The following is a 22227-nucleotide window of genomic DNA, read 5'->3' as shown; positions in this document are numbered from 1 at the left end:
GCCGGCACGTCCCACCCTCGAGGAGCTCCCGTGGTGAACGAACGCAACCCGAAGAACGCCCGGTCTCTGGGCGAGCTGGTCGGAGACCTCCCCGGTCTCGTGATCGAGCTCGTCAAGGCCGAGGTCGCGTCGCTGAAGAACGAGCTGACGGGCAAGGCGAAGAGCGCCGGCGTCGCCGTCGCCCTCTTCGCCGTGGCGGCGTTCTTCCTGATCACCGCGTGGGCGACGCTGGTCGCCTTCGCGATCATCGGCATCGCCTCCTGGCTGCCCGCCTGGCTGTCGGCGCTGATCGTCACCGTGTTCTTCCTGCTCGTCGCCGTCGTGCTCCTCCTGATCGGCGTCAAGTCGATCAAGAAGGCCGTTCCGCCCGTGCCGCAGGATTCGATCGAGAGCATCAAGAAGGACGTCCAGGCGTTCAAGGGAGTCGGCAGCTATGACAACTGATCGCGCGGTCTCGACCACCACCCCCCGCTTCGTCGATCCGGCGGAGCTCAAGCCCGGCCAGCTGAAGGCCGACATCGAGCGCGCCCGAGCCGAGCTCGCGGCGACACTCGACGCCATCGAGTACAAGGTCAACGTGCCCCGCAAGTTCCGCAACGCCCAGCGCACACTGGAGCGCAAGGTGCAGGTCGTGCGCCGGCAGAACCCGTCGGCGCTCCTCGCCGGTGCCGTGGGTGCCGCCGCTGCCGTCGGGCTCGTCGCCTGGGGTGTCGTCCGCGCGATCACCGAGGACTGACCGGCCGGTCCGGGGCGCTGATCGCTAGCGTCCCGGGCCCCCGGGCGCCAGAGCCTCCGCCGCTTTTGTGCATCGGCACGGGCGGAGGGATGATGGAGCAATGACCGATCAGACCGCCGACTCGGCGGGTCCCGTTCAGTCCGCCCCCGACACGAGCGCTGCCGCTCCGGCGTCGCAGCCCCCCGCCGATCCGGCTCCTGCCGATCAGGCCCTGGGATACACGCTCTGGGCGGTTCTCCGCAGGGATCCCGCACGTCCGTTCACCCTCTCCGACGACGCCGTGGCGTCGGCCGTCGAGCAGTACGTGCACGTCGTGGCGCAGCTCGCCGACGAGGGCGTGACCGTCCGCGGGACCTACGATGTGTCGGCCCTGCGCGCCGACGCCGACATCATGCTCTGGCTCACCGGCTCCGAGCCCGAGGAGCTGCAGCGCGCCTACCGCGAGCTGCGCCGCACCGAGCTGCTCGTCGGCCTGCTGCCGACCTGGAACGCGATGGGGGTCCACCGCGACGCCGAGTTCAGCGCGAACCACCTGCCCGCGTACATGCGGGGCAAGGCGCCCGCCCGCTGGCTCACGGTCTACCCGTTCGTCCGCTCCTACGAGTGGTACATCCTCCCCGAGGAGGAGCGCCGTGCGATGCTCGCGCAGCACGGCCGCCAGGGCTCCCGCTTCCGCTCGGTGCTCACGAACACGGTCGCCTCGTTCTCGCTCGGCGACTACGAGTGGATCCTCGCCCTCGAGGACGAGGAGCTCGTCAACCTCGTCGACCTGATGCGCGATCTGCGCGCCACGGAGGCGCGCAGGCACGTGCGCGAAGAGGTCCCGTTCTACACGGGTCGGCGCATCGAGGCCGACCAGATCGCAGAGGTGCTCCGATGAGCGATACGACGACCGATTCGCCGCAGATCGTGGTGCGCGGGGCGACCCCCGCCGCCTCGAGCGGTCCCGAGCACGTCGAGGTGCCGGTCGCGTACGACGCGATCCTCCTCGCCGGCTTCGGCGGACCGGAGGGGCAGGACGACGTGATCCCCTTCCTCCGCAATGTCACGCGCGGCCGTGGGATCCCCGAGGAGCGCCTCGAGGAGGTCGCGCACCACTACCGCCACTTCGGCGGCGTCAGCCCGATCAACGCGCAGAACCGCGCGCTGAAGGCGGCGCTCGAGGTCGAGCTCGCGAAACGCGGTATCGACCTCCCGGTGATCTGGGGCAACCGCAACTGGGCGCCCTACATGAGCGAGGCGGTGACGGAGGCGAAGGAGCGCGGCTTCTCGAACCTGATCGCCATCGCGACCAGCGCCTACTCCTCCTTCTCGTCCTGCCGCCAGTACCGCGAGGACTACGCCGCGGCGCTGGACGCCACCGGCCTCGAGGGCGAGCTGCGGATCGACAAGGTGCGCCAGTTCTTCGACCACCCGGGCTTCGTCATGCCGTTCGTCACGGCGCTGCACGACGGCCTCGAGAAGCTGAAGGAGCGCCTCCCGGGCCTCGACCTGGCCACCGAGGTGGAGGTGCTGTTCTCGACGCACTCGATCCCGATGGCCGACGCCGAGCGCAGCGGGCCGCACGAGCGGCACGACGACGGCACCGTCGTCGATGTCCACGGCTTCGGCGCCGGCGGTGCCTACGAGGCGCAGCACCTCGCGGTCGCGGAGGTCGTCATGGCCGCCGCCACGACCGTCGACGTGCCGTGGCAGCTCGTGTACCAGTCCCGCTCCGGTCCGCCCACCCAGCCGTGGCTCGAGCCCGACATCAACGACGCGATCGCCGAGCTGCCCGCTCGGGGCCGCAAGGCCGTCGTCATCGTGCCGCTCGGCTTCGTGTCGGACCACATGGAGGTCATGTGGGACCTCGACAACGAGGCGCTCGAGACCTCGGAGGAGCACGGGCTCGTCGCGATCCGCGTGGCGACCCCCGGCACCGACCCGGTCTACGTGGCGGGGCTCGTCGACCTCGTGATGGAGCGCGTCAACGGCACTCCCACCGAGGACCGGCCGTCGATGACGGCGCTCGGGCCCTGGTACGACGTCTGCCGTCCGGGCTGCTGCGAGAACGTGCGCGCCGGCTTCAAGCCCGCCCTGGCCGGGGTCGCCCCGTGATGCGCGGCACCGCTTCGTGAGCATCCGCGTCGGCACCCGCGCGAGCGCGCTCGCGGTGGCGCAGACCCGGATGACGGCGGACCTGATGTCCGCCGCCGCCGGCGTGCCGGTCGAGCTGGTGCGCATCGAGTCGGACGGCGATCGGATGCGCGGCTCGCTCGCGTCGCTCGGCGGGACGGGCGTGTTCGTCAGCGCCCTCCGCGACGCGCTGCTCGCCGGACGCTGCGATGCGATCGTGCACTCGCTGAAGGACCTGCCGACGGCTCCGGTCGACGGCCTGCTGCTCGGTGCCGTCCCTCCCCGCGAGGACCCGCGCGATGCTCTCTGCGCTCGAGACGGCCGTACCCTCCTGACGCTGCCGCACGGCGCTCGCGTCGGCACCGGATCGCCGCGTCGGCGGGCCGCGCTGCTCGCCGCCCGCCCCGACCTCGAGATCGTCGACATCCGCGGCAACATCGACACGCGCCTGCGCCGGGTGACCGAGGACGGCGACGCGCCGCTGGACGCGATCGTGCTGGCAGTCTCGGGCCTCCGCCGGCTCGGGCGCACCGAGGCGATCACCGACATCCTCGACTTCGGCGTCTCCCCCCACGCTCCCGGCCAGGGTGCTCTGGCGATCGAGGTGCGCGACGAGGAGCCGTCCGACGAGCTCCGCGCCGCTCTCGCGGCGGTCGAGCACGTCGAGACGCGCGCCGCCATCACAGCCGAGCGTGCTCTGCTCGCCGTGCTCGAGGCGGGCTGCGCCGCGCCGATCGGAGCGACCGCGACGGTCCGCGACGACGAGGTGCTGCTCCGCGGCGTGGTCTTCGCGATCGATGGCTCGGCGTCCCTCGTACGGGAGGTGGCGGAGCCGATCGATAACGGTTCGGTGAGCAGAGGTCGACACCGGGCGGATTCGCAGTATGGTGGTCGCGAACTGCCCGTCGTCGAAGCCGCGTTCCGCTGCGGCTCCGTGCTCGCCGACGCGCTACTCGGTGCGGGTGCCGCCGACCTCGCACCTCTGGGAGCCCCTTCGTGATCGTCCCCGCCGCCTACTCCCAGTGGGAGAAGCCGTTGCAGGGGTGGCGCATCCTCGTCCCCCGTGGAGGTCCCTGGGGTGATGGAGTCGCCGCCGCACTGCGCGCCAAGGGCGCCTCACCGGTCGTCGCCCCGATGATCAACTTCGCGCCGACCGACGACTTCCCGGCGCTCGAGCAGGCTCTCGCCGATCTCGAGGCCGGCGCGTTCGACTGGATGACGGTCACCAGCGCGACGACCGTCGATGTCCTCGCTCTGCTCCGCACGACCGTGCCGCCGACCACCAAGGTCGCCGCAGTCGGCGAGACCACCGCCGCGGCTCTCGTCGCCGCGGGCTACGCCGTCGACCTGGTCCCCTCCGAGGACAACTCCGCCCGCGGCCTGCTGGCCGAGTGGGGCGAGGCGACCGGCGGTCGCCACCCGCTGCGGATCCTCACGCTGCGCTCCGAGATCGCGAAGCCGCTGCTGACCGAGGGCTTGAAGCGCATCGGCCACGACGTGCGCTCGGTGGTCGCGTACCGCACCGTCGGAGTGCCCGTCGAGGACCGTGTCGTCTCCGATGTCGCGAGCGGTGCCGTGCACGCGATCCTCGTCACCTCCGGAAGCGTCGCCGAGCAGGTGCAGCGGCAGCTCGGGCCCGTGCCCGAGACGACGCTGGTCGCGGCGATCGGCCCGCAGACGGCGAAGGACGCCCGGGCCTCGGGCCTCCGCGTGGATGTCGTCGCCGACGAGCGGTCCGCGTCGTCGCTGATCGACGCGGTCGCCCGCGTCGCCTCGGAGCGCGCGGGCCGCTGAGCCCCGGTCTGTCCTGACCGCACAAGGGGTGTCCACTCGCCCCGGCCTAGGCTGGGAGCATGACCGCCATTCGTCCTCGGCGACTCCGCACGACCCCGGCGATGCGCCGGCTCGTGCAGGAGACGCGCATCCACCCGGCCCAGCTCGTCCTCCCTCTCTTCGTCGCCGAGGGGATCACCGAGCCCCGCCCGATCGGCTCGATGCCGGGGGTGCTGCACCACTCGCTCGACAGCGTGCGCGGTGCGGTGACAGAGGCCGCCGAGGCCGGGATCGGCGGCGTCATGCTCTTCGGGGTACCGACGACACGGGATGCGGTCGGCTCCGGCGCGACCGACCCCGAGGGCGTGCTCAACGCCGCGACGCGCGCCGTCGTCGAGGAGGTGGGCGACGACCTGGTCGTGCAGACCGACCTCTGCCTCGACGAGTTCACCGACCACGGGCACTGCGGGGTGCTCGATGCGCGCGGTCGGGTCGACAACGACGCGACCCTCCTCCGCTACGAGGAGATGGCGCTGGCGCAGGCCGACGCGGGCTCGCACCTGCTGGGCCTCTCGGGGATGATGGACGGCCAGGTCGGTGCGATCCGCACCGCGCTCGACGCGGCCGGGCACCTCGACACCGCGATCCTGGCGTACTCGGCGAAGTACGCCTCGAGCTTCTACGGCCCGTTCCGCGAGGCGGTGCAGTCGACGCTCGAGGGTGATCGCCGCACCTACCAGCAGGACCCGGCGAACCGCCGCGAGGGTCTTCGGGAGGCGACGCTCGACCTCGCCGAGGGGGCGGACGTCGTCATGGTGAAGCCCGCGATGAGCTACCTCGATGTGCTGTCGGACGTCGCGGCAGTCTCGGACGTGCCGGTGTGGGCCTACCAGGTGTCGGGGGAGTACGCGATGATCGAGGCCGCCGCCGCGAACGGCTGGATCTCGCGGGAGCCGGCGATCCTCGAGTCCGTCACCGGAATCCTCCGCGCAGGTGCCGACGCCGTGCTGACCTACTGGGCGGTCGAGATCGCCCGGGATCTGCTGAAGTAGCGCGCGCGCGATCCGTGGCACCCGCTCGCCCGGGATCCGCTGAGGTACGCCCCGTATCGTGGAGGGGTGACCACCTCCGCGAACGACACCCTGTACGAGCGTGCCCGCCACGCGATCCCCGGAGGCGTGAACTCGCCGGTCAGAGCGTTCCGCTCGGTCGGCGGCACCCCGCGCTTCATGGTGTCGGCTGCCGGCCCGTACATCACCGATGCCGACGGCCGCGAGTACGTCGACCTCGTCTGCTCCTGGGGCCCTGCCGTGCTCGGCCACGCGCACCCCGAGGTCGTCCGAGCGGTGCAGGAGGCGGCCGCGCGCGGCCTGAGCTTCGGCGCGTCGACGCCCGCAGAGACCGAGCTCGCCGAGCTGGTCGAGGCGCGCATCACCGCGCGCGGCGTCTCGCCGATCGAGAAGCTGCGCCTCGTCTCGACGGGGACCGAGGCGACCATGACCGCGATCCGCCTCGCCCGCGGCGTGACCGGCCGCGACCTGCTGGTGAAGTTCTCAGGCCACTACCACGGCCACTCCGACGGGCTTCTGGCCGACGCCGGCTCGGGCCTCGCGACGCTGGCGCTGCCCGCCTCCGCCGGCGTGACCGCGGCCACGGCCGCGCAGACGATCGTGCTGCCCTACAACGACCTCGAGGCGGTGCGCGCGGTGCTGGCCGAGCGCGGCTCCGACATCGCCGCCGTCATCACGGAGGCGGCCGCCGCCAACATGGGCGTCGTCGCTCCGGAGCCCGGCTTCAATGCCGCGCTGGCCGACCTCGTGCACGCGAACGGCTCGCTGCTGATCATGGACGAGGTGCTCACCGGCTTCCGCGTGAGCGCCGGCGGCTGGTGGGGGCTCGAGAACCGCGGGAGCGAGGCGCCGTACCGCGCCGACCTCTACACCTTCGGCAAGGTCATCGGAGGCGGTATGCCGGTGGCCGCGCTCGGCGGCCGGGCGGACGTCATGGACCACCTGGCTCCGCTCGGGCCGGTGTACCAGGCGGGCACGCTGTCGGGGAACCCGGTCGCGGTCGCGGCGGGGATCCGGACGCTGCGGCTCGCCGACGACGCGGTGTACGCGGCGCTCGACGCGACGGCGCTGACGCTGCAGCGCGAGGTGTCGGCGGCGCTCTCCCGGGAGGGCGTGGCGCACACCGTGCAGACCGCGGGCAACCTCTTCAGCTTCGTGTTCACCGACCTCGGGCGGCCTGTCCGCGACTACGCCGAGGTGCAGGCGCAGGAGGCGTTCCGCTATCCGGCCTTCTTCCACGCGATGCTCGACGCGGGAGTCTCGCTGCCGCCGTCGGTCTTCGAGGCGTGGTTCGTCTCGGCCGCGCACGACGACGCGGCGGTCGGCCGCATCCTCGACGCGCTGCCGGCCGCCGCGAAGGCCGCCGCGTCGGCGACGGCCTAGCGCCGGGATTCAGCCCCGGCGCGACACCGACTTCGGCAGCACGAAGACCAGCGCGAAGGCCGCGATCGCCATCAGCGCGCTGACCAGCATCGCGGGCGCCGCCGCGTCGAGGAAGCCGGATGCCACGGTGTCCGGTCCCGTGATCACGAGCCCCCCGAAGAGCACGCTGCCGATCGCCGCGATGCCGACGGCCGAGCCGATCCGCTGGATCGCCGAGATCACGCCGCTCGCTGCGCCCGCGTCCTGCGGGTCGACCGTCGCGACGATGAACTGCACATTGGGGGCGATGAAGAAGCCGTTGCCGATGCCCGCGATGAACAGCGGGACGAGCAGCTGCCAGTTGGTGATCGAGTCGGGAGTCGCGGTCAGCAGCACCAGCCACACCCAGATCAGGCCGATGGCGAGCAGCCCGCTGCCGAGGACGAGGACGTTGCGACCGAGTCGGGCGGTGAGGCGGTTGCTCTGCGAGGAGCTGACGATGCTGCCGATCGCGAACGGGATCGAGACGAGGCCCGACTCCAGTGCCGTGTGGCCGAGTCCCGACTGCCAGAGCAGAGAGATCGTGAAGAAGATGCTCGTGAAGGCGGCGAAGTAGACCAGCGCGAGGATCACGCCTCCCGTGAAGGCGGGGTGGCGGAACAGCGTCGGCGGGACGAGGGGAGCTCGACCGCGACGGGTGTACGCGACCTCCCAGGCGCCGAACGCCGCGAGGAGCAGGACGCCGCCGGCGATCGAGAGGAAGGTCCACAGCGGCCAGCCCTCGTCCTCCCCCTGGATGAGCGGGACGAGGAGGGCGACGAGACCGCCCGAGACCAGGATGAGACCGAGCCAGTCGACGCCTCCGCTCGGGGCGCGCTCGCCGGCGCCGAGCGCGCGACGGGTCGGGAGGAGCACTGCCGCCGCGATCAGCGTGACGACGCCGATGGGAAGGTTCACCCAGAACACCAGGCGCCAGCCGTTCTCGTCTCCGAAGGCCTGGATGATCAGGCCGCCGATGATCGGGCCGAGGGCCGACGACACTCCGAGGACGGCCCCCATGATCGCGAAGGCCTTGCCGCGCGAGGGGCCGCGGAACAGGAGCTGGATGTACGCGTTGACGGCCGGCACGAACATTCCGCCGGCGAGCCCCTGCACCACGCGGGCGATCACGAGCTGCACGTCGTCGGCGGCGAGACCGCAGGCGAAGCTCGCGACGGTGAACAGCGCGACTCCGCTGACGAAGACCCATTTGTGGCCGAACCGGTCGCCGAGGCGGCCGGCCGGGATCAGCGCGAGCCCGAACGCGAGAGCGTAGCCCGAGATGATCCACGAGAGAGTCGACTCGGAGGCGTCGAGCGTGGTGCGGATCGTCGGCAGTGCGACGTTGACGATCGTGGTGTCGAGCAGGGCGATGAACATGCCCGCGAGGAGCACGACGAGCGACCGCCAGGCGCGGCGGTCGGGAGCGGGAGGGGCGCCGGCAGCGGCCTGCCCGGTCGACGTCTCGGTCATGCGGAGGGGTGCCTTTCGAGCGGAGGGGGAGTGCGGCGCTCAGCGCCCTCCTTTCGAGGGGCGGCAGCCGCATGTGAACTCTCGCAGGACTAGCCGCGATTCGTGCAGTCGCCACCTGTGCTCGCGCTCAGGAGCGGTCGGTGGAGTCCTCGGCCAGGGCCTCCTCGAGACTCGTCGTCGGTCGGCCGAGCAGGTCGCCGAGCGCCGGATCGACGATGCCCAGGCGCCGCTGCCGGGACGCGCGGAAGATGCCGAGCATCATCGCGGCGCCGAAGTCGGGCACCCCCGCGGCAGTGAGGCCCGCGACGTACTCGTCATCGCTCACCTGCTCGTGACGGATCGGGCGGCCCAGCGCCGCGGAGGCGGTCACGGCGAGTTCGGCGAGGCTCCACGCCCGCCCGGACGTCAGCGTGACCACCGGCTCGGCGAGCGACTCGTCGAGGAGGAGGGAGGCGATGCCCGGAGCGAGGTCGCGGTGGAACGTCCACGAGACCGGCGCGTCGACCGGGGCGCTCAGCACACCGGTCCCGGCTGCCGTGCGCAGGAGCCGAAGAGGGGTGTCGGCGTAGAAGCCGTTGCGCAGCGCGGTGAAGGCGAGCCCGCTGTCGCGGAGCATCGTCTCGGTCGCAGCGTGCGTGACCGCGGGCGGGAACGGCGAGAGCGCGTCGGATCCGACATGGCTCGTGTACAGCACGCGGCCGACTCCGACCGCGCGGGCCGCCTCGATCGCGACTCGGTGGGCGTCGAGAGCGGCGGCACCGTGGCGCGGGGCCGAGACGATCAGCACCCGGTCAGCACCCTCGAACGCCGAGGCGAGCGACCCGGGATCGTCGTAGTCCCCCCGGCGGACCCGCACGCCGCGATCGGTGAGGGCCGCGAGCTCGTCGGGACGGGTCGTGCTGACTCCGACGGTGCTCGGATCGGTGCGCTCGAGCAGTGCGTCGACGACGGCTCCGCCGAGGCGGCCGCCGGCTCCTGTGACGATGATCATGATGCCTCCTGGTAGCTTTGCTACCTCTGATCGAGGTAGCGCTGTGATATCGACGCTATCATCAGAAGCGGTAGCGTGGGAAGCATGACGCCCGACGCCCTCTCCGCCCGCGAGCGGATCCTGCTCGCCGCCCTCGAGCTCCTCGACGAGGGAGGAGCGGAGGCTGTCTCGACTCGAGCGGTCACGGCGCGAGCGAAGGTGCAGGCCCCCGCGATCTACCGGCTCTTCGGCGACAAGGACGGACTGCTCGACGCCGCCGTCGAGCGCATCTACGCCGATTGGGTCTCCTCGAAGAGCGCGCGGACCCTGCCGGAGGACCCGGTGGAGGCGATCCGCATCGGCTGGGACGACGCGGTGCAGTTCGGACTGGACCACCCGGCGGCGTACCGCATCGTGCAGGCGCGATCCGACCCCGGGCCGGCGATCGCGCTCGGCTTCGCGCTGCTGCAGGAGAAGGTGACGCAGGTGGCGCGCGCCGGCCGCCTCCGCGAGACCCCCGAGCGCGCAGCAGCCCTGCTGCACGCCGTCGGCCGCGGAGTCACGCTCGCGCTGCTGGACACGCCGGCCGATCAGCGGGACCCGCGGATGGCGGAGGTGGCCCGCGAAGCCGTCCTCGCGGCCGTCACGACCCAGGCCTCCCCGGGCGACCGCGTCACGCTGACGTCGACCGCGGTCGCGCTGCGGGCGCTGCTGCCCGAGGCCGAGGCGCTGCTGCCCGCCGAGCGCCAGCTGATGGAGCTGTGGCTCGAGCGGATCGCGACCGGCTGAGACGCGCGCTCATCCGAATCGCGCCGGATCCCTGGGTTTCGGATATTTCGAATAGTCTCAGTGCATGCTCGCCTCAGAAACCCGCCGGAGTTCTCGGACCTTCTTGCCGCCGAAGGGAACTCAGCGGCGTGACGTCGTCGACTTCGCTCGCCGACTCTCGACGACGGAATCCGATCCGCATGCGACGGCCGTTCTCGTTTCGCCCGATGGCGAGTCGGTCCGGATCCCCGGCGAGATCTTCGACGCTCTCGTCACGGTGGCGACGGCTCTCGCGGGCGGTGACGGAGTGACGGTGATGCCGTCGCGGGCGCGATTGACGACGCAGGAGGCCGCCGACTTCCTCGGGATCTCACGTCCCACGTTCGTGAAGATCCTCGAATCGGGTGGACTCTCGTTCGAGCTCGTCGGCCGGCACCGGAGGGTCACGCTGAGCGCCCTGGTCGACTACCAGGAGCGGATCCAGCGGGAGCGAATGCGTGGGCTGGCCGATCTGACCGCCGCGTCGCAGGAACACGACCTCTACAGCATCGACCTGCCTCCCTTCGAGCGGACAGCGCCGAGCGAGGCCTAGGCGCCAGTGCTCTTCCCGGCGCGGACTTCGACTCAGCGTCCGTCGCCGGTCTCGATCTCGAGGTGCGGCACCCCGATGCATGTCTCCTCGATCAGCTCGGTCTGCTTCCGGAGCTCGTACTCGAGGCGCTGGGGGACTGGTCCGACGCGTGCCTTGCTCCGCCGCTCACTCCCCGTCAACTCCTCTCGGCGCTCGAGAGAGCGGGCGTCCCGCGCTTCGCGGAGGAGCTCCGCGATCTCCTTCCCGGCTGACGGCGCGCGCTCAGCGGCGCCGCGACTCCGCGAGGCGGGCGCAGTCGATGCAGAGGTCGGCGGTCGGACGCGCCTCGAGGCGGGCGGCGCCGATCGCGCGGCCGCAGTGCGCGCAGACGCCGTAGTCGCCGTTCTCGAGGCGCTGCCGAGCGGAGGCGAGGTCGCGCGCGGTCAGGGCGAGAGCGTCGCGGACGCCGGCCATCCGCGACCACTCCGCCGAGAGCGGGGTGCCCTCGGGATCGTGCTCGTCGTCGGCGGTGCCGTCGCCGCGCGCGAGGAGCAGCTCGGCCAGCGCCTCGTCGAGACGGGCCGTCTCGAGCCGGGTCTGCGCCTGCTTCTCGGCGAGCATCGCGTCGAGGAGTCGGAGCTCCTCAGGGTCCATCGGCATCCGTCCATGCTCGCACCGCGGAGCGCGGAGGAGGGCGGGGCGGGCAGACTAGGGGCATGCCCGTCGTGACCGTGCTCCCCGACCGCCTCGAACTCCGCCTCACTCCGGCCGAGCGGATCCTGGCCTTCCACCGCGGCGATGTCGTGGTCGACAGGGCGAGCATCCGGTCGGCGACCGTCACCGAGGATCCGTGGATCTGGGTCCGCGGCATCCGTGCCCCCGGGACGGCCGTGCCGCTGACGATCGCGGTCGGCACGTGGAAGTTCCACGGCGGCAAGGACTTCCTGCTGATCAAGCGGCGCCCGTCGGCCGTCGTGATCGACCTGGCCGACGAGGACTACTCGCGCCTGATCATCAGCACCCGGCACGCCCAGGAGCTGATCGCCGCGCTGCAGCTCGGCACGGCGACGGCGGCGATCCCCGTGATCGAGACGGACGACCTGGTGATCGTGCCGGAGGTCGCCGAGCAGGCGGCCGAGCGCGCGAAGGCGGAGAAGGCGGAGAAGGCGAAGACCCCCGCGAAGCCGAAGCCGAAGCCCGCGTCGAACCCGAAGCCCGCGACCCCCCGCACCCGCACTCCCCGCACCGACCCCTCCGTCGGCCACGCCTCCGCCGAGCCCAGCGGAGCCACCGAGGCCGCCGAGTAGAGCGGTCCGGCGCCTCGGGCCCGGTCCTCAGAGCCGCAGCCGCACCGCCGTCTCGAGCGCCGCCTCGATGCTCAGCCGCCAGCCCTGCGCCAGGCGCTCCTTCGTGCCCGAGTACAGGCTCGCGCCGTCGACCAGGTTGCTCGAGCAGGCGCAGACCATGCCTGCCCGCAGCCCGCGCAGCCGCGCGACCACGTAGAGCGCGCTCGACTCCATCTCGACGTTGAGGATCCCGTGCCGCTCGAGCGTCGCGATCCACTCCGGCGTCTCGGCGTAGAAGGCGTCGTCGCTCGCATTGATCCCGGAGTGCACCGGCACCCCCTCGCGCTCCGCGATCTCGCGGGTCGCGGCGAGGAGCGCCGACGTCAGCTCGAGGTCGGGCACCGCGGGGAACCCCGGATGCGCATAGGCGGCGCTCGTGCCGTCGTTGCGGAGCGTGCCCTCGCTCACGAGCAGCGCTCCCGGCTCGATCCCGGGGCGGGTCGCGGCCGAGCTGCCGACCCGGATGAACGAGGTCACGCCGACCCGCGCGAGCTCCTCGACGGCGATCGCGGTCGACGGGCAGCCCATCCCGGTGCTCGTCGCGGTGATCGGATGGCCCTTGTAGGTGCCCGTCATCGTCAGGTGCTCGCGGTTGTGCGCGATCTCGCGGGCGTCGTCGAGGAACTCGGCGATCATCGGCACGCGGAAGGGATCGCCGGGCAGGAGCGCGACGGTCGACACCTCGCCCGGTGCGACTCCGATGTGGTACTGGCGCTCGCCGATGCCGGCTGCGCTCTTGTCGACTGTGCTCATCCCGCGACCCTACGCAGGCACTGTTTCGTGCCCGTTTCGGTCAGGCGCGGACGTCGACCAGGGTGCGACCGCGGACCCGCCCGCCGAGGACGTCCTCGGCGACCTGCAGCGCGCCTCCGAGCGACACGGTCGAGGTGAGCTCGTCGAGCAGATCGAGGTCGAGGTCGTGGGCGAGGCGGCGCCAGGCCTCCTCGCGGAGCTTGCGCGGCGCCTCCACCGAGTTGATGCCCGCGAGAGTGACCCCGCGCAGGATGAACGGCATCACGCTCGAGGGCAGGTCGGCGCCCTGCGCGAGACCGCAGGCGGCGACGGTGCCGCCCCAGCGGGTCTGCGCGAGCGCATTGGCGAGGGTGTGCGAGCCGGCGGAGTCGACGACTCCGGCCCAGCGCTCGGACTGCAGCGGCTTTCCCGCCTCCTGCAGGGCGGCGCGGTCGACGACCTCGGCGGCACCGAGCCTGCGCAGGTAGTCGCCCTGCTCGTCGGCGCGACCGGAGGAGGCGACCACCTCGTGACCGAGGCGCCCGAGCAGCGCGACGGCGATCGATCCGACACCGCCGGCGGCGCCCGTGACGAGCACAGGACCCTCGCCCGGCCGGACACCGTGGCGCTCGAGGGCGAGGACGGCCAGCATCGCGGTGAAGCCCGCGGTGCCGATCGCGCCGGCCCTGGCCGACGAGATCGCCCCGGGGATGCGCAGCAGCGACTCCGACTCGACACGGGCGCGCTCGGCCAGACCGCCGTCGTGGCGCTCACCGAGGCCGGCGCCGGTGAGCACCACGCGGTCTCCGGAGTCGAAACGATCGGCCGCGGCGCCGTCGGCGTACTCGACGGTGCCGACGACGTCGATCCCGGCGATCAGCGGTGTGCGCCGGACGACGCCGGGACGGCCGGCGAGCGCGAGGGCGTCCTTGAAGTTGACGCTCGAGTACTCGACGGCGATCGTCACGTCGCCGTGCGCCCGGTCGGGTTCGTCGCGATCGACGAGTCGGGCGCGGTTCGGGGTCTCGGAGGAGTCGTGCCGTTCGACGACGATGGCTCGGAACATGAGCCCACGCTACGCCCGAAGGGCCCCGCGGATCACCGTCGGTTCAGCTCCCGCGTCCGTCAGTTCAGTGCGCGCGTCCCCTCGGGCAGCGCGCCGCCGGCGTAGAGCGCCTCCGCGGTCTGCTGCAGCGCCGTCAGGGCGACGCGCTGCGTCCACGGGCCGTACGAGATCCGGGCGAGGCCCAGCTCCTCGAAGCGGGCGGGCGACTGCGAGCCGGGCACGCCGATCACGCTCACGCGCTGGCGTCCGAGCGCGGAGACGAGGGCCTCGAGCTCGGAGTCCTGCAGCAGGCCGGGAACGAAGAAGCACGTCGCTCCCGCGTCGAGGTAGGCGCGGCCACGCTCGATCGTGTCGGCGAGCACCTCGCCGCGGTCGCGGTCGCCCGCGCGCAGGAACGCGTCGGTCCGGGCGTTCAGGGCGAAGGGGACCGCCTCTGCCTCGGCGGCCGCGACGGCCTTCTCGACCGCGCGCAGAGCCTCCGGGAGCGGCTTCATCTGGTCTTCGAGGTTCGCGCCGACGACGCCCACCTCGATCGCACGGCGCACGGTCTCGCCCGCGTCGCCGTAGCCCGCCTCGAGGTCGGCAGACACGGGGACGTCGACCGCGGCGACGATGCGCGCGATCATGCCCAGGTGCAGGTCGAGGGGGATCCTCTCGCCGTCCTCGTAGCCGAAGCTCGCCGCGATGGAGTGGCTGGCCGTGGCCAGCGCCCGGGTCTCGGGGAGAGCCGCGACGGTGGTCGCGGAGACGGCGTCCCACACGTTCACCACGCTCAGCAGCTCAGGGGCGGTGTGGAGGTCGACGAGGGTGCGTCCGCGCGCTTCGATGCTCATGAGGGGAGCGTATGGCTCGCGCACGCGACGGCCTCGCAGGCCTCGCAGACCACGAGCTGGGCCCGGCACGACGGATCGACGCAGTTGCGCATGCGACTGGTCGGCGCGCCGCACGCGACGCAGCGGCCGATCACCTCGGCATCGGGGGAGAAGGTGAGCGAGCCGCGGCCGTCGAAGACGTAGAGCGCACCCCGCCAGTGGCCGGAGTCACCGCGCCGGGCCTCCGCATAGCGGACGATGCCGCCGTCGAGCTGGTACACCTCGCCGAAGCCGCGCGCGGTCATCAGGCTCGACAGCACTTCGCAGCGGATTCCTCCGGTGCAGTACGTGACGACGGGGCGGTCCTTGAGGTGGTCGTAGGCGCCGGAGTCGAGCTGCTCGACGAACTCGCGGGTGCTCGAGACGCCGGGGACGACGGCACCGTCGAAGCGGCCGATCTCGGCCTCGAACGCGTTCCGGCCGTCGAAGAAGACGACGTCCTCGCGTTCGGCCACCAGAGCGTCGACCTCGTCGGGCTGCAGCCTGACTCCGGTGCCGACGACTCCGCCCGCATCGACGCGCAGCTCGCCGGGTGCGCCGAACGACACGATCTCGTCGCGCACCTTCACCGACAGGCCGGGGAAGTCGAGGCTCCGGCCGTCGTCGTCCAGGCCCGAGCCCTCGCTCCACTTCGCCTCGAGACCGCGGAACGCCGAGTGCTCGCGGGTGCGGCGCACGTAGCGCTTCAGCGCCGCCATGTCGCCGCCGAGCGTGCCGTTGATGCCGTCCTCCGAGAGCAGGATCCGCCCGCGGAGGCCGAGGGACTCGCACAGCTCGCGCTGCCACAGCCGCATCGTCTCCGGGTCGGCCAGCGGCACGAAGCGGTAGAACAGCAGGATCTTGGGCAGCACCGGCACAGCCTACGAGGGGGCGCGCCCCGTGCGAAACGGCGGCGCAACATCGCTGTGCCAGCATCGTCGGATGTCCGACCCCTCCGTCACCGTGCCCCACTCGCGCGTCGAGGACGTCTTCGGGCTCGTCACCGGCGCCTTCGTCGTCTCGTTCGGCCTCTTCCTCCTGCGGGCGAGCGAGGCGGTGACCGGAGGGACGGCGGGCCTGGCCCTCCTCCTCGGCTATCCGCTGCCGATCCCCTTCGGCGTGATCCTCGTCGGGGTGAACCTGCCGTTCCTCGCGCTGTCGCTCTGGAAGAAGGGCTGGCGGTTCACGCTCCGGACGATGTTCTCGATCGTTCTGGTGTCGGCGCTCGCCGGCCTGCACCCGCTGGCGTTCGGCTCGCTGCGCATCGACCCCGTCTACGGCGTGCTGACCGGCGACATCCTCGCCGGCATCGGGCTGCTGATCCTGTTCCGGCACGGGTCGAGCCTGGGCGGGTTCAGCATCGTCGCGCTGATCGCGCAGGAGCGCCTGGGCTGGCGGGCCGGCTACGTGATGATGGCGCTCGACGCGTGCGTGATCGCCGCCGCGCTCCTGGTGGTGCCGCCGGTGAACGTGCTGATCTCGGCCGCGGGCGTCGTCGTCCTCAACCTCGTGCTCGCCTTCAACCACCGGCCTGGACGCTACCTGGGGTCGTGATCGGCGTCTCCTCCGCAAGCCCTGGATCGCCGCCGCGGTCTTCGTAGGCTGGTCGCGACCCGCGCTCGCGGGCGCCCCCCTCGAACGGAGACCCGGATGTCCGACTGGACCTACGACCCCTATGCACGGCTCGGCGAGGTGCCGACCTTCTCGCTCACGAGCGACGACATCGCCGACAGGCAGCCGCTGGCCGCCCGCCACTACGGCGAGGGATCGGGCGGAGAGGACGTCTCGCCGCACCTGGCCTGGTCGGGAGCACCCGAGGGCACGAAGAGCTTCGCCGTCACCGTCTTCGACCCCGACGCACCCACCGGCTCGGGCTTCTGGCACTGGGCCGTCTACAACCTGCCGGCCGACACCACCGAGCTGCCGACCGGAGCCGGGGCGGCGGGCTTCGAGCTGCTGCCCGCCGGCGCGCAGACCCTGCCCAACGAGATGCGGCTGCGCCAGTTCATCGGAGCGGCGCCGCCGGACCGCGAGCACCGCTACTTCTTCGCCGTGCACGCCCTCGACGTCGAGTCGCTCGACCTCGACCCTGAGTCGACGCCCGCGATCCTGGGCTTCAACATCCACTTCCACACGCTCGCGCGAGCCGTGATCGTGCCGACGGCGACGCCGGACGGCGCCTCCCGGGCCTGATCGGAGGCGGCACTCGCAGGAGGCGCGTCATCCGAAGAGGATGCGCGCCTCCTCGTAGCGGTAGTCGGGCACCGTCTTGAGGGTGCCGAGAGCCTCGGCGAAGTCGACGTGGTAGATGTCGGTGCCGCGCAGCGCCACCATCCGGCCCCAGTGCTCGGCGACGACGGAGTCGGCCGCGGCCATGCCGAGGCGGGTCGCGAGGACGCGGTCGAAGGCGCTGGGCGTGCCTCCGCGCTGGATGTGACCGAGGGTGGTGGCCCGGGTCTCGATGCCAGTGCGCTCCTCGATCATCGGGGCGAGCATCTCGCCGATGCCGCCGAGTCGCGGGCGGCCGAACGCGTCGAGTCCGCGCTCGGAGTGGGCGTCGTCCATGTTGTCGAGCGAGAAGCCCTCGGCGACGACGACGAGGGGGGCGCGGCCGCGGTCCTGGGCGCTCTTCACCCACTCGACGATCTGCTCGATCGAGGTCTTCTTCTCGGGGATGAGGATCACGTGCGCGCCCGCAGCCATGCCGGAGTGCAGGGCGATCCAGCCGACGTGGCGGCCCATGACCTCGGCGACCATGCAGCGGCCGTGGGAGTCGCCGGTGGTGCGCAGGCGGTCCATCGCGTCGGTCGCGATGCCGACCGCGGTGTCGAAGCCGAAGGTGTAGTCGGTGGCGCCGAGATCGTTGTCGATGGTCTTGGGGACGCCGACGATCTTGAGCCCGGCGTCGGTGAGGCGCTTGGCCGCGGCGAGGGTGCCCTCGCCTCCGATCGCGATGATCGAGTCGATGCCGTTGCGGTCCATCATCTCGGCGATCTTCTCGGGGCCGCCGTTCTCACCCTCGAAGGGGTTCGTGCGGCTCGTGCCGAGGATGGTGCCGCCCTGCTTGGCGATGCCCTGGATGTCGGCGCGCCCGAGGGGGAGGAGGTCGCCGTCGACCACTCCGCGCCAGCCGTTGTGGAAGCCGACGAACTCTTGGTCGTACACCTTCATGCCCTTGTACACGGCACCGCGGATGACGGCGTTCAGCCCGGGGCAGTCGCCACCGGAGGTCAGGATCCCGATCTTCACCCGCTCAGAGTAGAGGACCGGGGGCGGGGGTTCGTGCACCTCCGCGTTAACGCACGAACGGACCCTCTCCGCCGCCTCGGGGAAGGGTCCGCTCGTGTGGTGGGACTAGTTGGCCTGGCTGGTGTTCAGCTCGCCGTTGACGCCCGCGGGGAAGAATCCGCCGGTCTTGACAGCCTTCGGGTTCAGGTAGGCGATGTTGAGGACCTCGCCGGGGCTGCGGCTGAAGGCGATCGCGTTCGCGTCGGTCGGCTGGATGTTGGCCTGGCCGTTGACCTTGACGCCCTGGTCCTTGTCCAGCGCGGTGCCGTCGAGGCTGTCGCGTGCGTCGGACAGCTTGCCGGCCTGCACGTCGAGGCCCGCACCGTACAGAGCCGAGCGGATCGCGCCGGCGTGGTACGCCTCGACCGCGAGGATGCCTGCGGCGGCCTCGAGGTAGAGCTTCGACGAGATGAGGGGGGCGGCACCCTTGTACGCCGTGACTCCCACGTCCTCGAAGACGAAGGCGCCGAGCAGGAAGTTCTGCTCGTTGAGGAACGGGTCGAAGGTCCCGCCGGCAGGGATCAGGCCGGCCGCGGTGGCGGCGGCGTTGAAGCTGTCCTTCAGGTTGATCGCCGGACGCGAGACCGCTGCGCCGCCGAGCTGGCCGCGGAGGAACTGCACGTGCAGCTTCTCGTCGTTCGCGACCTCGCGGGCGAAGGACTTCAGCCACGGGGTCTTGAACGGAACGGCCTTGCCGCCCGTGACGCCGCCGCGCGCGCCGGTTCCGGTCGTGTCGGAGTCGGCGAGACCCGAGCCGGTGACGGCGCGGAGGTAGAACTCGGCCTCGAGGTACTCGAGGTTGAGGGCGAAGTTGAGGATCGAGGCGTCGCTGGGGCCGCTGGCTGCGACCTCCTCGGCGGACGCGGAGGGGGCAGCGAGGGCCGCTGCGCCGATGCCGAGACCGGCGACGCCGGTGGCCTCGAAGAAACGACGACGGTCGAGAGCGGTCTCGCTGCTCCGGACGATCGCCTTGCGGATGAAGGTCGTGTCGAACATGTGCGCATCTCCAGTGATAGGCGGATTACCGGACGACTTGAAACGTCGCCGCGACAGCGCGAAGCTACGCCTGCGAAGCGGCCAGACGCCACCCAATTGGCCGAATCGGATCTGCGCATGTGTTCATCGGGTCTGGACCAATCCGGTGTCGCCGCGGGCTCCGAACACGTCGTGGATGGGAGATCTGCGAGACCCGTCCCGACTCACCCCTCCCCAGCCGATGTCGGAGGCCGCGGTTAGCATCGCTGCGTGTCGATCACCCTTCCCGCACCGGTGCCCGCGTGGGCGACGGTCTACGCGCCGGCCGTGCCGGTGAGCCTCGCGCTCACGGTGCGCACGCTTCTGCGCGGCACGGGGGATCCGACGATGGTGATCGACGCCTCCGGGTACTGGCGGGCGTTCCGCACGCCGCTCGGGCCCGGGACCCTCCAGCTGAGGCAGGCGGCCGACGGGGCGGTGCACGCTCGGGCCTGGGGCGACGGCGCCGAGTGGCTCGTCGACCACGTGCCCGAGCTGCTGGGGCACGGCGACGACTGGAGCGCGCTCGACCTCTCGGCGCACCGGCCGCTCGCCGACGTCCTCCGGCGCAGCACCGGGCTCCGTCTCACCCGCGCGAACCTCGTGTTCGAGATGCTCGCGCCGTCGATCCTCGAGCAGAAGGTCACCAGCACGGAGGCGTGGCGCGCGTACCGCGCGCTGGTCCGCCTCCACGGCGAGCCGGCACCCGGCCCGATGCCGTTGCACGTCGCTCCGTCCGCGGAGCAGTGGCGGCGCGTGCCCTCGTGGGACTGGCACAGGGCGGGCGTCGATCCGAAGCGCTCGCGCACCCTCCTGACGGCGGCCCTCGTCGCGCCGGGGCTCGAGCGCACCCTGGCGCTCGGCCGCGGCGGGCCCGAGGTGGCCTCACGGCTGCAGTCGGTCCCCGGGATCGGCCCGTGGACGGCCTCCGAGGTGATGATGCGGGCGCACGGCGACCCGGATGCGGTGAGCGTCGGCGACTACCACCTCGCCGCCTCGATCGGCTTCGCGCTCACCGGGCGCCACGGGGTCGACGACGACGGGATGCTCGAGCTGCTCGAGCCGTGGCGCGGGCACCGTCAGCGTGTGATCCGCCTCATCGGAGCGAGCGGCGCGCACAAGCCTCGGCGAGGTCCGCGAATGACGATCCAGGACCACCGGTGGCACTGATCGTCTAGGCGCCGAGCTCCTCCAGGACCGCCATGGCGGCGTTGTGGCCGCCCAGCCCCGAGACGCCTCCGCCGCGCTGCGCTCCGGCGCCGCAGACCAGGATGCGCGGGTGCGCGGTCGCGACTCCCCAGCGCTGCGCCGGCGTGTCGAGCGGCGCGTCGTCCTCGGCGAAGGGCCACGACAGCGGCCCGTGGAAGATGCTGCCGCCGGGCATCCCGAGGCTCGCCTCGAGATCGCGCGTGGTGCGCGTCTCGATGCACGGTGCTCCGTCGGCGTCGAGGAGCACGAGGTCGCGGATCGGCTCGGCGAGGACCGAGTCGAGGGAGTCGAGGATCGCGGACTCGAGGCGCGCCCGCGCTTCGTCGTTGTTCTCGGCCGTCAGGAGGCGGTCGGGCGTGTGCAGGGCGAAGACCGTGAGGGTGTGCGCGCCCGACGCGGCGAGCTCGGGCGAGAGGATCGTCGGATCGGTCAGCGTGTGGCAGTAGATCTCGCAGGGGATCGGGCCGGGGTCGTCCCCGTTCGTCGCGGCCCGGTACGACTCCTCGAGATGCTGGTAGCCCTCGTTCACGTGGAAGGTGCCGCCGAACGCCGCCTCCGGGGTGACGTTCTCGTCGCGGAGGCGGGGCAGCCTGCGGAGCACCAGGTTGACCTTGACCTGGGCGCCCTCCGGCTTCTCGGCGCCGACGCCCGACTCACCGCTCATCAGCCGGTCGAGCACGAACGGGGCCGCGTTCGACAGTACGAAGCGGGCGCGGATCCGCCGGGTGCGCGGGCCTCGGCGGTAGGTGACCTCGCCGTCGGGGCTGACCGAGGTCGCCTCGGTCGCGGTCAGGATGCGCGCGCCCGCATCGAGGGCGGCGCGCTCGAGGGCGCCCGAGACGGCCCCCATGCCACCGACGGGGACGTCCCAGTCGCCGGTGCCGCCTCCGATCACGTGGTAGAGCAGGCAGCGGTTCTGCGCGAGGTCGGCGTCCTGGGCGCCCGCGAGGGTCCCGATCAGCGCGTCGGTGAGGAGGATCCCGCGGGCGACGTCGTTCGTGAGGTTGCGCTCGATGACCTCGCCGATCGGGCGCTCGATCATCGCCCGCCAGACAGCGTCGTCGCCGACGAGGCGCCGTGCCTCCTCCCTGCGCAGGAGCGGCTGGGTCAGCGTCGGCCAGAGAGCCCGCGCCATCCGCGCGGTGTGCCGCGAGAAGTCGGCGAACGGCTCGGCGTCCTCGGCGGCGCCGAGCCGGGCGAAGGAGGCGGCCGTGGCCTCCGCGTCGCCGGTGTCGACGAGCAGGCCGCGGGTCGGATCCTCGGGGTCGGGCGTGTAGGAGGAGTAGCGGCGCCGGACGAGCGGGACGTCGACGCGGAGGTCGGCGAGGATCGACGGCGGCAGCAGGCTCACGAGATAGGAGTAGCGGGAGAGCCGCGCCTCGACTCCGCGGAACGGGTGCTCGGACACCGTCGCACCGCCCGCGTGCGGAGCGCGCTCGAGCACCAGCACGTCGAGCCCCGCCTGCGCGAGGTAGGCGGCGGCCACGAGTCCGTTGTGACCGGCGCCCACGATCAGGACGTCGACGGCGGGGTCGGTAGCGGAGGGAGCGCTCGCGCGCCGGGGCCCCGGCGCGGTGCCGCTGCGCTCGGAGACGTCCTGGGGGCGGTGCCGGTCGCGACGGGCGGAGCTGCGGGCCATGAGCTCCAGTGTGGTCGGCCTGCGTGCGGTGCGCGAGCCGCGGGCCTGCTCGTCAGGCAGCGCCGCTCGAGGCTCGTCCACACCCCGCCTCCAGCGCGGAGTCTCCCCAGAGGCACGCGACACGCCCCGTTCGCATGCCGACTCGGGCATAGCCTCGACGCATGGAGCAGTCGACGTCTCACGCAGCGCCCGGGAACGAGCCGGA

Annotated in this window: 24 protein-coding genes; 14 read left to right on the top strand and 10 right to left on the bottom strand. The window is 72.2% G+C overall.

The window, feature by feature from the left end:
- Positions 1 to 30: 30 nt before the first annotated feature.
- From ASG06_RS02090 to hemL, 8 genes are all read left to right on the top strand, one after another.
- The gene (locus ASG06_RS02090; protein ID WP_056037817.1) at positions 31 to 444 is read left to right on the top strand and encodes a phage holin family protein; all 414 of its coding nucleotides are present in this window, start codon (positions 31 to 33) and stop codon (positions 442 to 444) included.
- Entirely contained in the window at positions 434 to 736 is a 303-nt protein-coding gene (locus ASG06_RS02085) for a DUF3618 domain-containing protein (protein ID WP_082498872.1), read from the top strand. The genes ASG06_RS02090 and ASG06_RS02085 overlap by 11 nt, the downstream gene beginning before the upstream one ends.
- A 100-nt stretch (positions 737 to 836) precedes the next feature.
- The gene (gene hemQ / locus ASG06_RS02080; protein WP_082498871.1) at positions 837 to 1616 is read left to right on the top strand and encodes a hydrogen peroxide-dependent heme synthase; all 780 of its coding nucleotides are present in this window, start codon (positions 837 to 839) and stop codon (positions 1614 to 1616) included.
- Positions 1613 to 2833: a ferrochelatase gene (locus ASG06_RS02075; RefSeq protein WP_056037814.1), complete on the top strand. Its 1221-nt coding sequence runs from the start codon at positions 1613 to 1615 to the stop codon at positions 2831 to 2833. The genes hemQ and ASG06_RS02075 overlap by 4 nt, the downstream gene beginning before the upstream one ends.
- A 16-nt stretch (positions 2834 to 2849) precedes the next feature.
- Complete coding sequence (gene hemC, locus ASG06_RS02070) at positions 2850 to 3851, top strand: hydroxymethylbilane synthase (RefSeq protein ID WP_056037810.1); 1002 nt, start codon at positions 2850 to 2852, stop codon at positions 3849 to 3851.
- A complete protein-coding gene (locus ASG06_RS02065) occupies positions 3851 to 4645 on the top strand; it encodes a uroporphyrinogen-III synthase (RefSeq protein ID WP_056040367.1) in 795 nt (264 codons plus the stop codon). Before hemC ends, ASG06_RS02065 begins: the two co-directional genes overlap by 1 nt.
- Positions 4646 to 4704: 59 nt before the next feature.
- Positions 4705 to 5676: a porphobilinogen synthase gene (gene hemB, locus ASG06_RS02060; protein WP_056037807.1), complete on the top strand. Its 972-nt coding sequence runs from the start codon at positions 4705 to 4707 to the stop codon at positions 5674 to 5676.
- Between the two features lie 66 nt (positions 5677 to 5742).
- Positions 5743 to 7077, top strand: coding sequence for a glutamate-1-semialdehyde 2,1-aminomutase (gene hemL, locus ASG06_RS02055; protein WP_056037805.1), 1335 nt, complete (start codon positions 5743 to 5745; stop codon positions 7075 to 7077).
- A gap of 9 nt (positions 7078 to 7086) precedes the next feature.
- Here hemL and ASG06_RS02050 read toward each other — a convergent pair whose 3' ends face one another.
- Positions 7087 to 8568, bottom strand: coding sequence for an MFS transporter (locus ASG06_RS02050; RefSeq protein WP_056037802.1), 1482 nt, complete (start codon positions 8566 to 8568; stop codon positions 7087 to 7089).
- Positions 8569 to 8695: 127 nt separating this feature from the next.
- Positions 8696 to 9559 carry an NmrA family NAD(P)-binding protein gene (locus ASG06_RS02045; RefSeq protein WP_056037799.1) on the bottom strand — a complete coding sequence of 288 codons (864 nt, stop codon included), beginning with the start codon at positions 9557 to 9559 and terminating at the stop codon, positions 8696 to 8698.
- A gap of 84 nt (positions 9560 to 9643) precedes the next feature.
- Between ASG06_RS02045 and ASG06_RS02040 the strand changes: the two genes are divergently transcribed.
- Both ASG06_RS02040 and ASG06_RS02035 read left to right on the top strand, forming a co-directional pair.
- The gene (locus ASG06_RS02040) at positions 9644 to 10327 is read left to right on the top strand and encodes a TetR/AcrR family transcriptional regulator (RefSeq protein ID WP_056037796.1); all 684 of its coding nucleotides are present in this window, start codon (positions 9644 to 9646) and stop codon (positions 10325 to 10327) included.
- 64 nt (positions 10328 to 10391) lie between these two features.
- Entirely contained in the window at positions 10392 to 10898 is a 507-nt protein-coding gene (locus ASG06_RS02035; protein ID WP_082498870.1) for an excisionase family DNA-binding protein, read from the top strand.
- Positions 10899 to 11159: 261 nt separating this feature from the next.
- Here the strand turns inward: ASG06_RS02035 and ASG06_RS02030 are convergent, their stop codons facing one another.
- Positions 11160 to 11537, bottom strand: coding sequence for a TraR/DksA family transcriptional regulator (locus tag ASG06_RS02030; RefSeq protein ID WP_156465823.1), 378 nt, complete (start codon positions 11535 to 11537; stop codon positions 11160 to 11162).
- A gap of 56 nt (positions 11538 to 11593) precedes the next feature.
- Here ASG06_RS02030 and ASG06_RS20135 point away from each other — a divergent pair, with 56 nt between their 5' ends.
- On the top strand, positions 11594 to 12184 hold the full coding sequence (locus tag ASG06_RS20135) for a hypothetical protein (protein WP_197409343.1): 591 nt from the start codon (positions 11594 to 11596) through the stop codon (positions 12182 to 12184).
- A gap of 27 nt (positions 12185 to 12211) precedes the next feature.
- Here the strand turns inward: ASG06_RS20135 and ASG06_RS02020 are convergent, their stop codons facing one another.
- From ASG06_RS02020 to trhO, 4 genes are read right to left on the bottom strand one after another with little or no spacing between them, the layout of a single operon-like run.
- On the bottom strand, positions 12212 to 12976 hold the full coding sequence (locus tag ASG06_RS02020) for a nucleoside phosphorylase (RefSeq protein ID WP_056037788.1): 765 nt from the start codon (positions 12974 to 12976) through the stop codon (positions 12212 to 12214).
- Between the two features lie 40 nt (positions 12977 to 13016).
- Positions 13017 to 14021 carry an MDR family oxidoreductase gene (locus ASG06_RS02015; RefSeq protein WP_056037778.1) on the bottom strand — a complete coding sequence of 335 codons (1005 nt, stop codon included), beginning with the start codon at positions 14019 to 14021 and terminating at the stop codon, positions 13017 to 13019.
- A gap of 59 nt (positions 14022 to 14080) precedes the next feature.
- Entirely contained in the window at positions 14081 to 14854 is a 774-nt protein-coding gene (locus ASG06_RS02010; RefSeq protein WP_056037777.1) for an isocitrate lyase/PEP mutase family protein, read from the bottom strand.
- The gene (gene trhO, locus ASG06_RS02005; protein ID WP_268788315.1) at positions 14851 to 15741 is read right to left on the bottom strand and encodes an oxygen-dependent tRNA uridine(34) hydroxylase TrhO; all 891 of its coding nucleotides are present in this window, start codon (positions 15739 to 15741) and stop codon (positions 14851 to 14853) included. Before trhO ends, ASG06_RS02010 begins: the two co-directional genes overlap by 4 nt.
- A gap of 73 nt (positions 15742 to 15814) precedes the next feature.
- Between trhO and ASG06_RS02000 the strand changes: the two genes are divergently transcribed.
- Together ASG06_RS02000 and ASG06_RS01995 are read left to right on the top strand one after the other, a co-directional pair.
- Entirely contained in the window at positions 15815 to 16426 is a 612-nt protein-coding gene (locus tag ASG06_RS02000) for a YitT family protein (protein ID WP_056037774.1), read from the top strand.
- A gap of 96 nt (positions 16427 to 16522) precedes the next feature.
- Entirely contained in the window at positions 16523 to 17065 is a 543-nt protein-coding gene (locus ASG06_RS01995) for a YbhB/YbcL family Raf kinase inhibitor-like protein (RefSeq protein ID WP_056037772.1), read from the top strand.
- A 27-nt stretch (positions 17066 to 17092) separates the two neighbouring features.
- Here ASG06_RS01995 and ASG06_RS01990 read toward each other — a convergent pair whose 3' ends face one another.
- Positions 17093 to 18121 carry a 6-phosphofructokinase gene (locus ASG06_RS01990; protein ID WP_056037769.1) on the bottom strand — a complete coding sequence of 343 codons (1029 nt, stop codon included), beginning with the start codon at positions 18119 to 18121 and terminating at the stop codon, positions 17093 to 17095.
- Between the two features lie 105 nt (positions 18122 to 18226).
- Complete coding sequence (locus ASG06_RS01985; RefSeq protein WP_056037766.1) at positions 18227 to 19156, bottom strand: ferritin-like domain-containing protein; 930 nt, start codon at positions 19154 to 19156, stop codon at positions 18227 to 18229.
- Positions 19157 to 19405: 249 nt separating this feature from the next.
- On the opposite strand from ASG06_RS01985, the gene ASG06_RS01980 reads away from it, so the two are divergent.
- On the top strand, positions 19406 to 20344 hold the full coding sequence (locus ASG06_RS01980) for a DNA-3-methyladenine glycosylase family protein (RefSeq protein ID WP_231727586.1): 939 nt from the start codon (positions 19406 to 19408) through the stop codon (positions 20342 to 20344).
- A 4-nt stretch (positions 20345 to 20348) separates the two neighbouring features.
- On the opposite strand, the gene ASG06_RS01975 is transcribed toward ASG06_RS01980, so the two are convergent.
- A complete protein-coding gene (locus ASG06_RS01975) occupies positions 20349 to 22022 on the bottom strand; it encodes a phytoene desaturase family protein (RefSeq protein WP_082499010.1) in 1674 nt (557 codons plus the stop codon).
- Between the last annotated feature and the right edge of the window lie 205 nt (positions 22023 to 22227).

Origin of the sequence: Rathayibacter sp. Leaf185, from assembly GCF_001423885.1 — a bacterium.
Classification (GTDB): Bacteria; Actinomycetota; Actinomycetes; order Actinomycetales; family Microbacteriaceae; genus Rathayibacter.
Note: the sequence above shows the minus strand (reverse complement) of the source record. Positions and strands in the feature narration are given on the sequence as shown.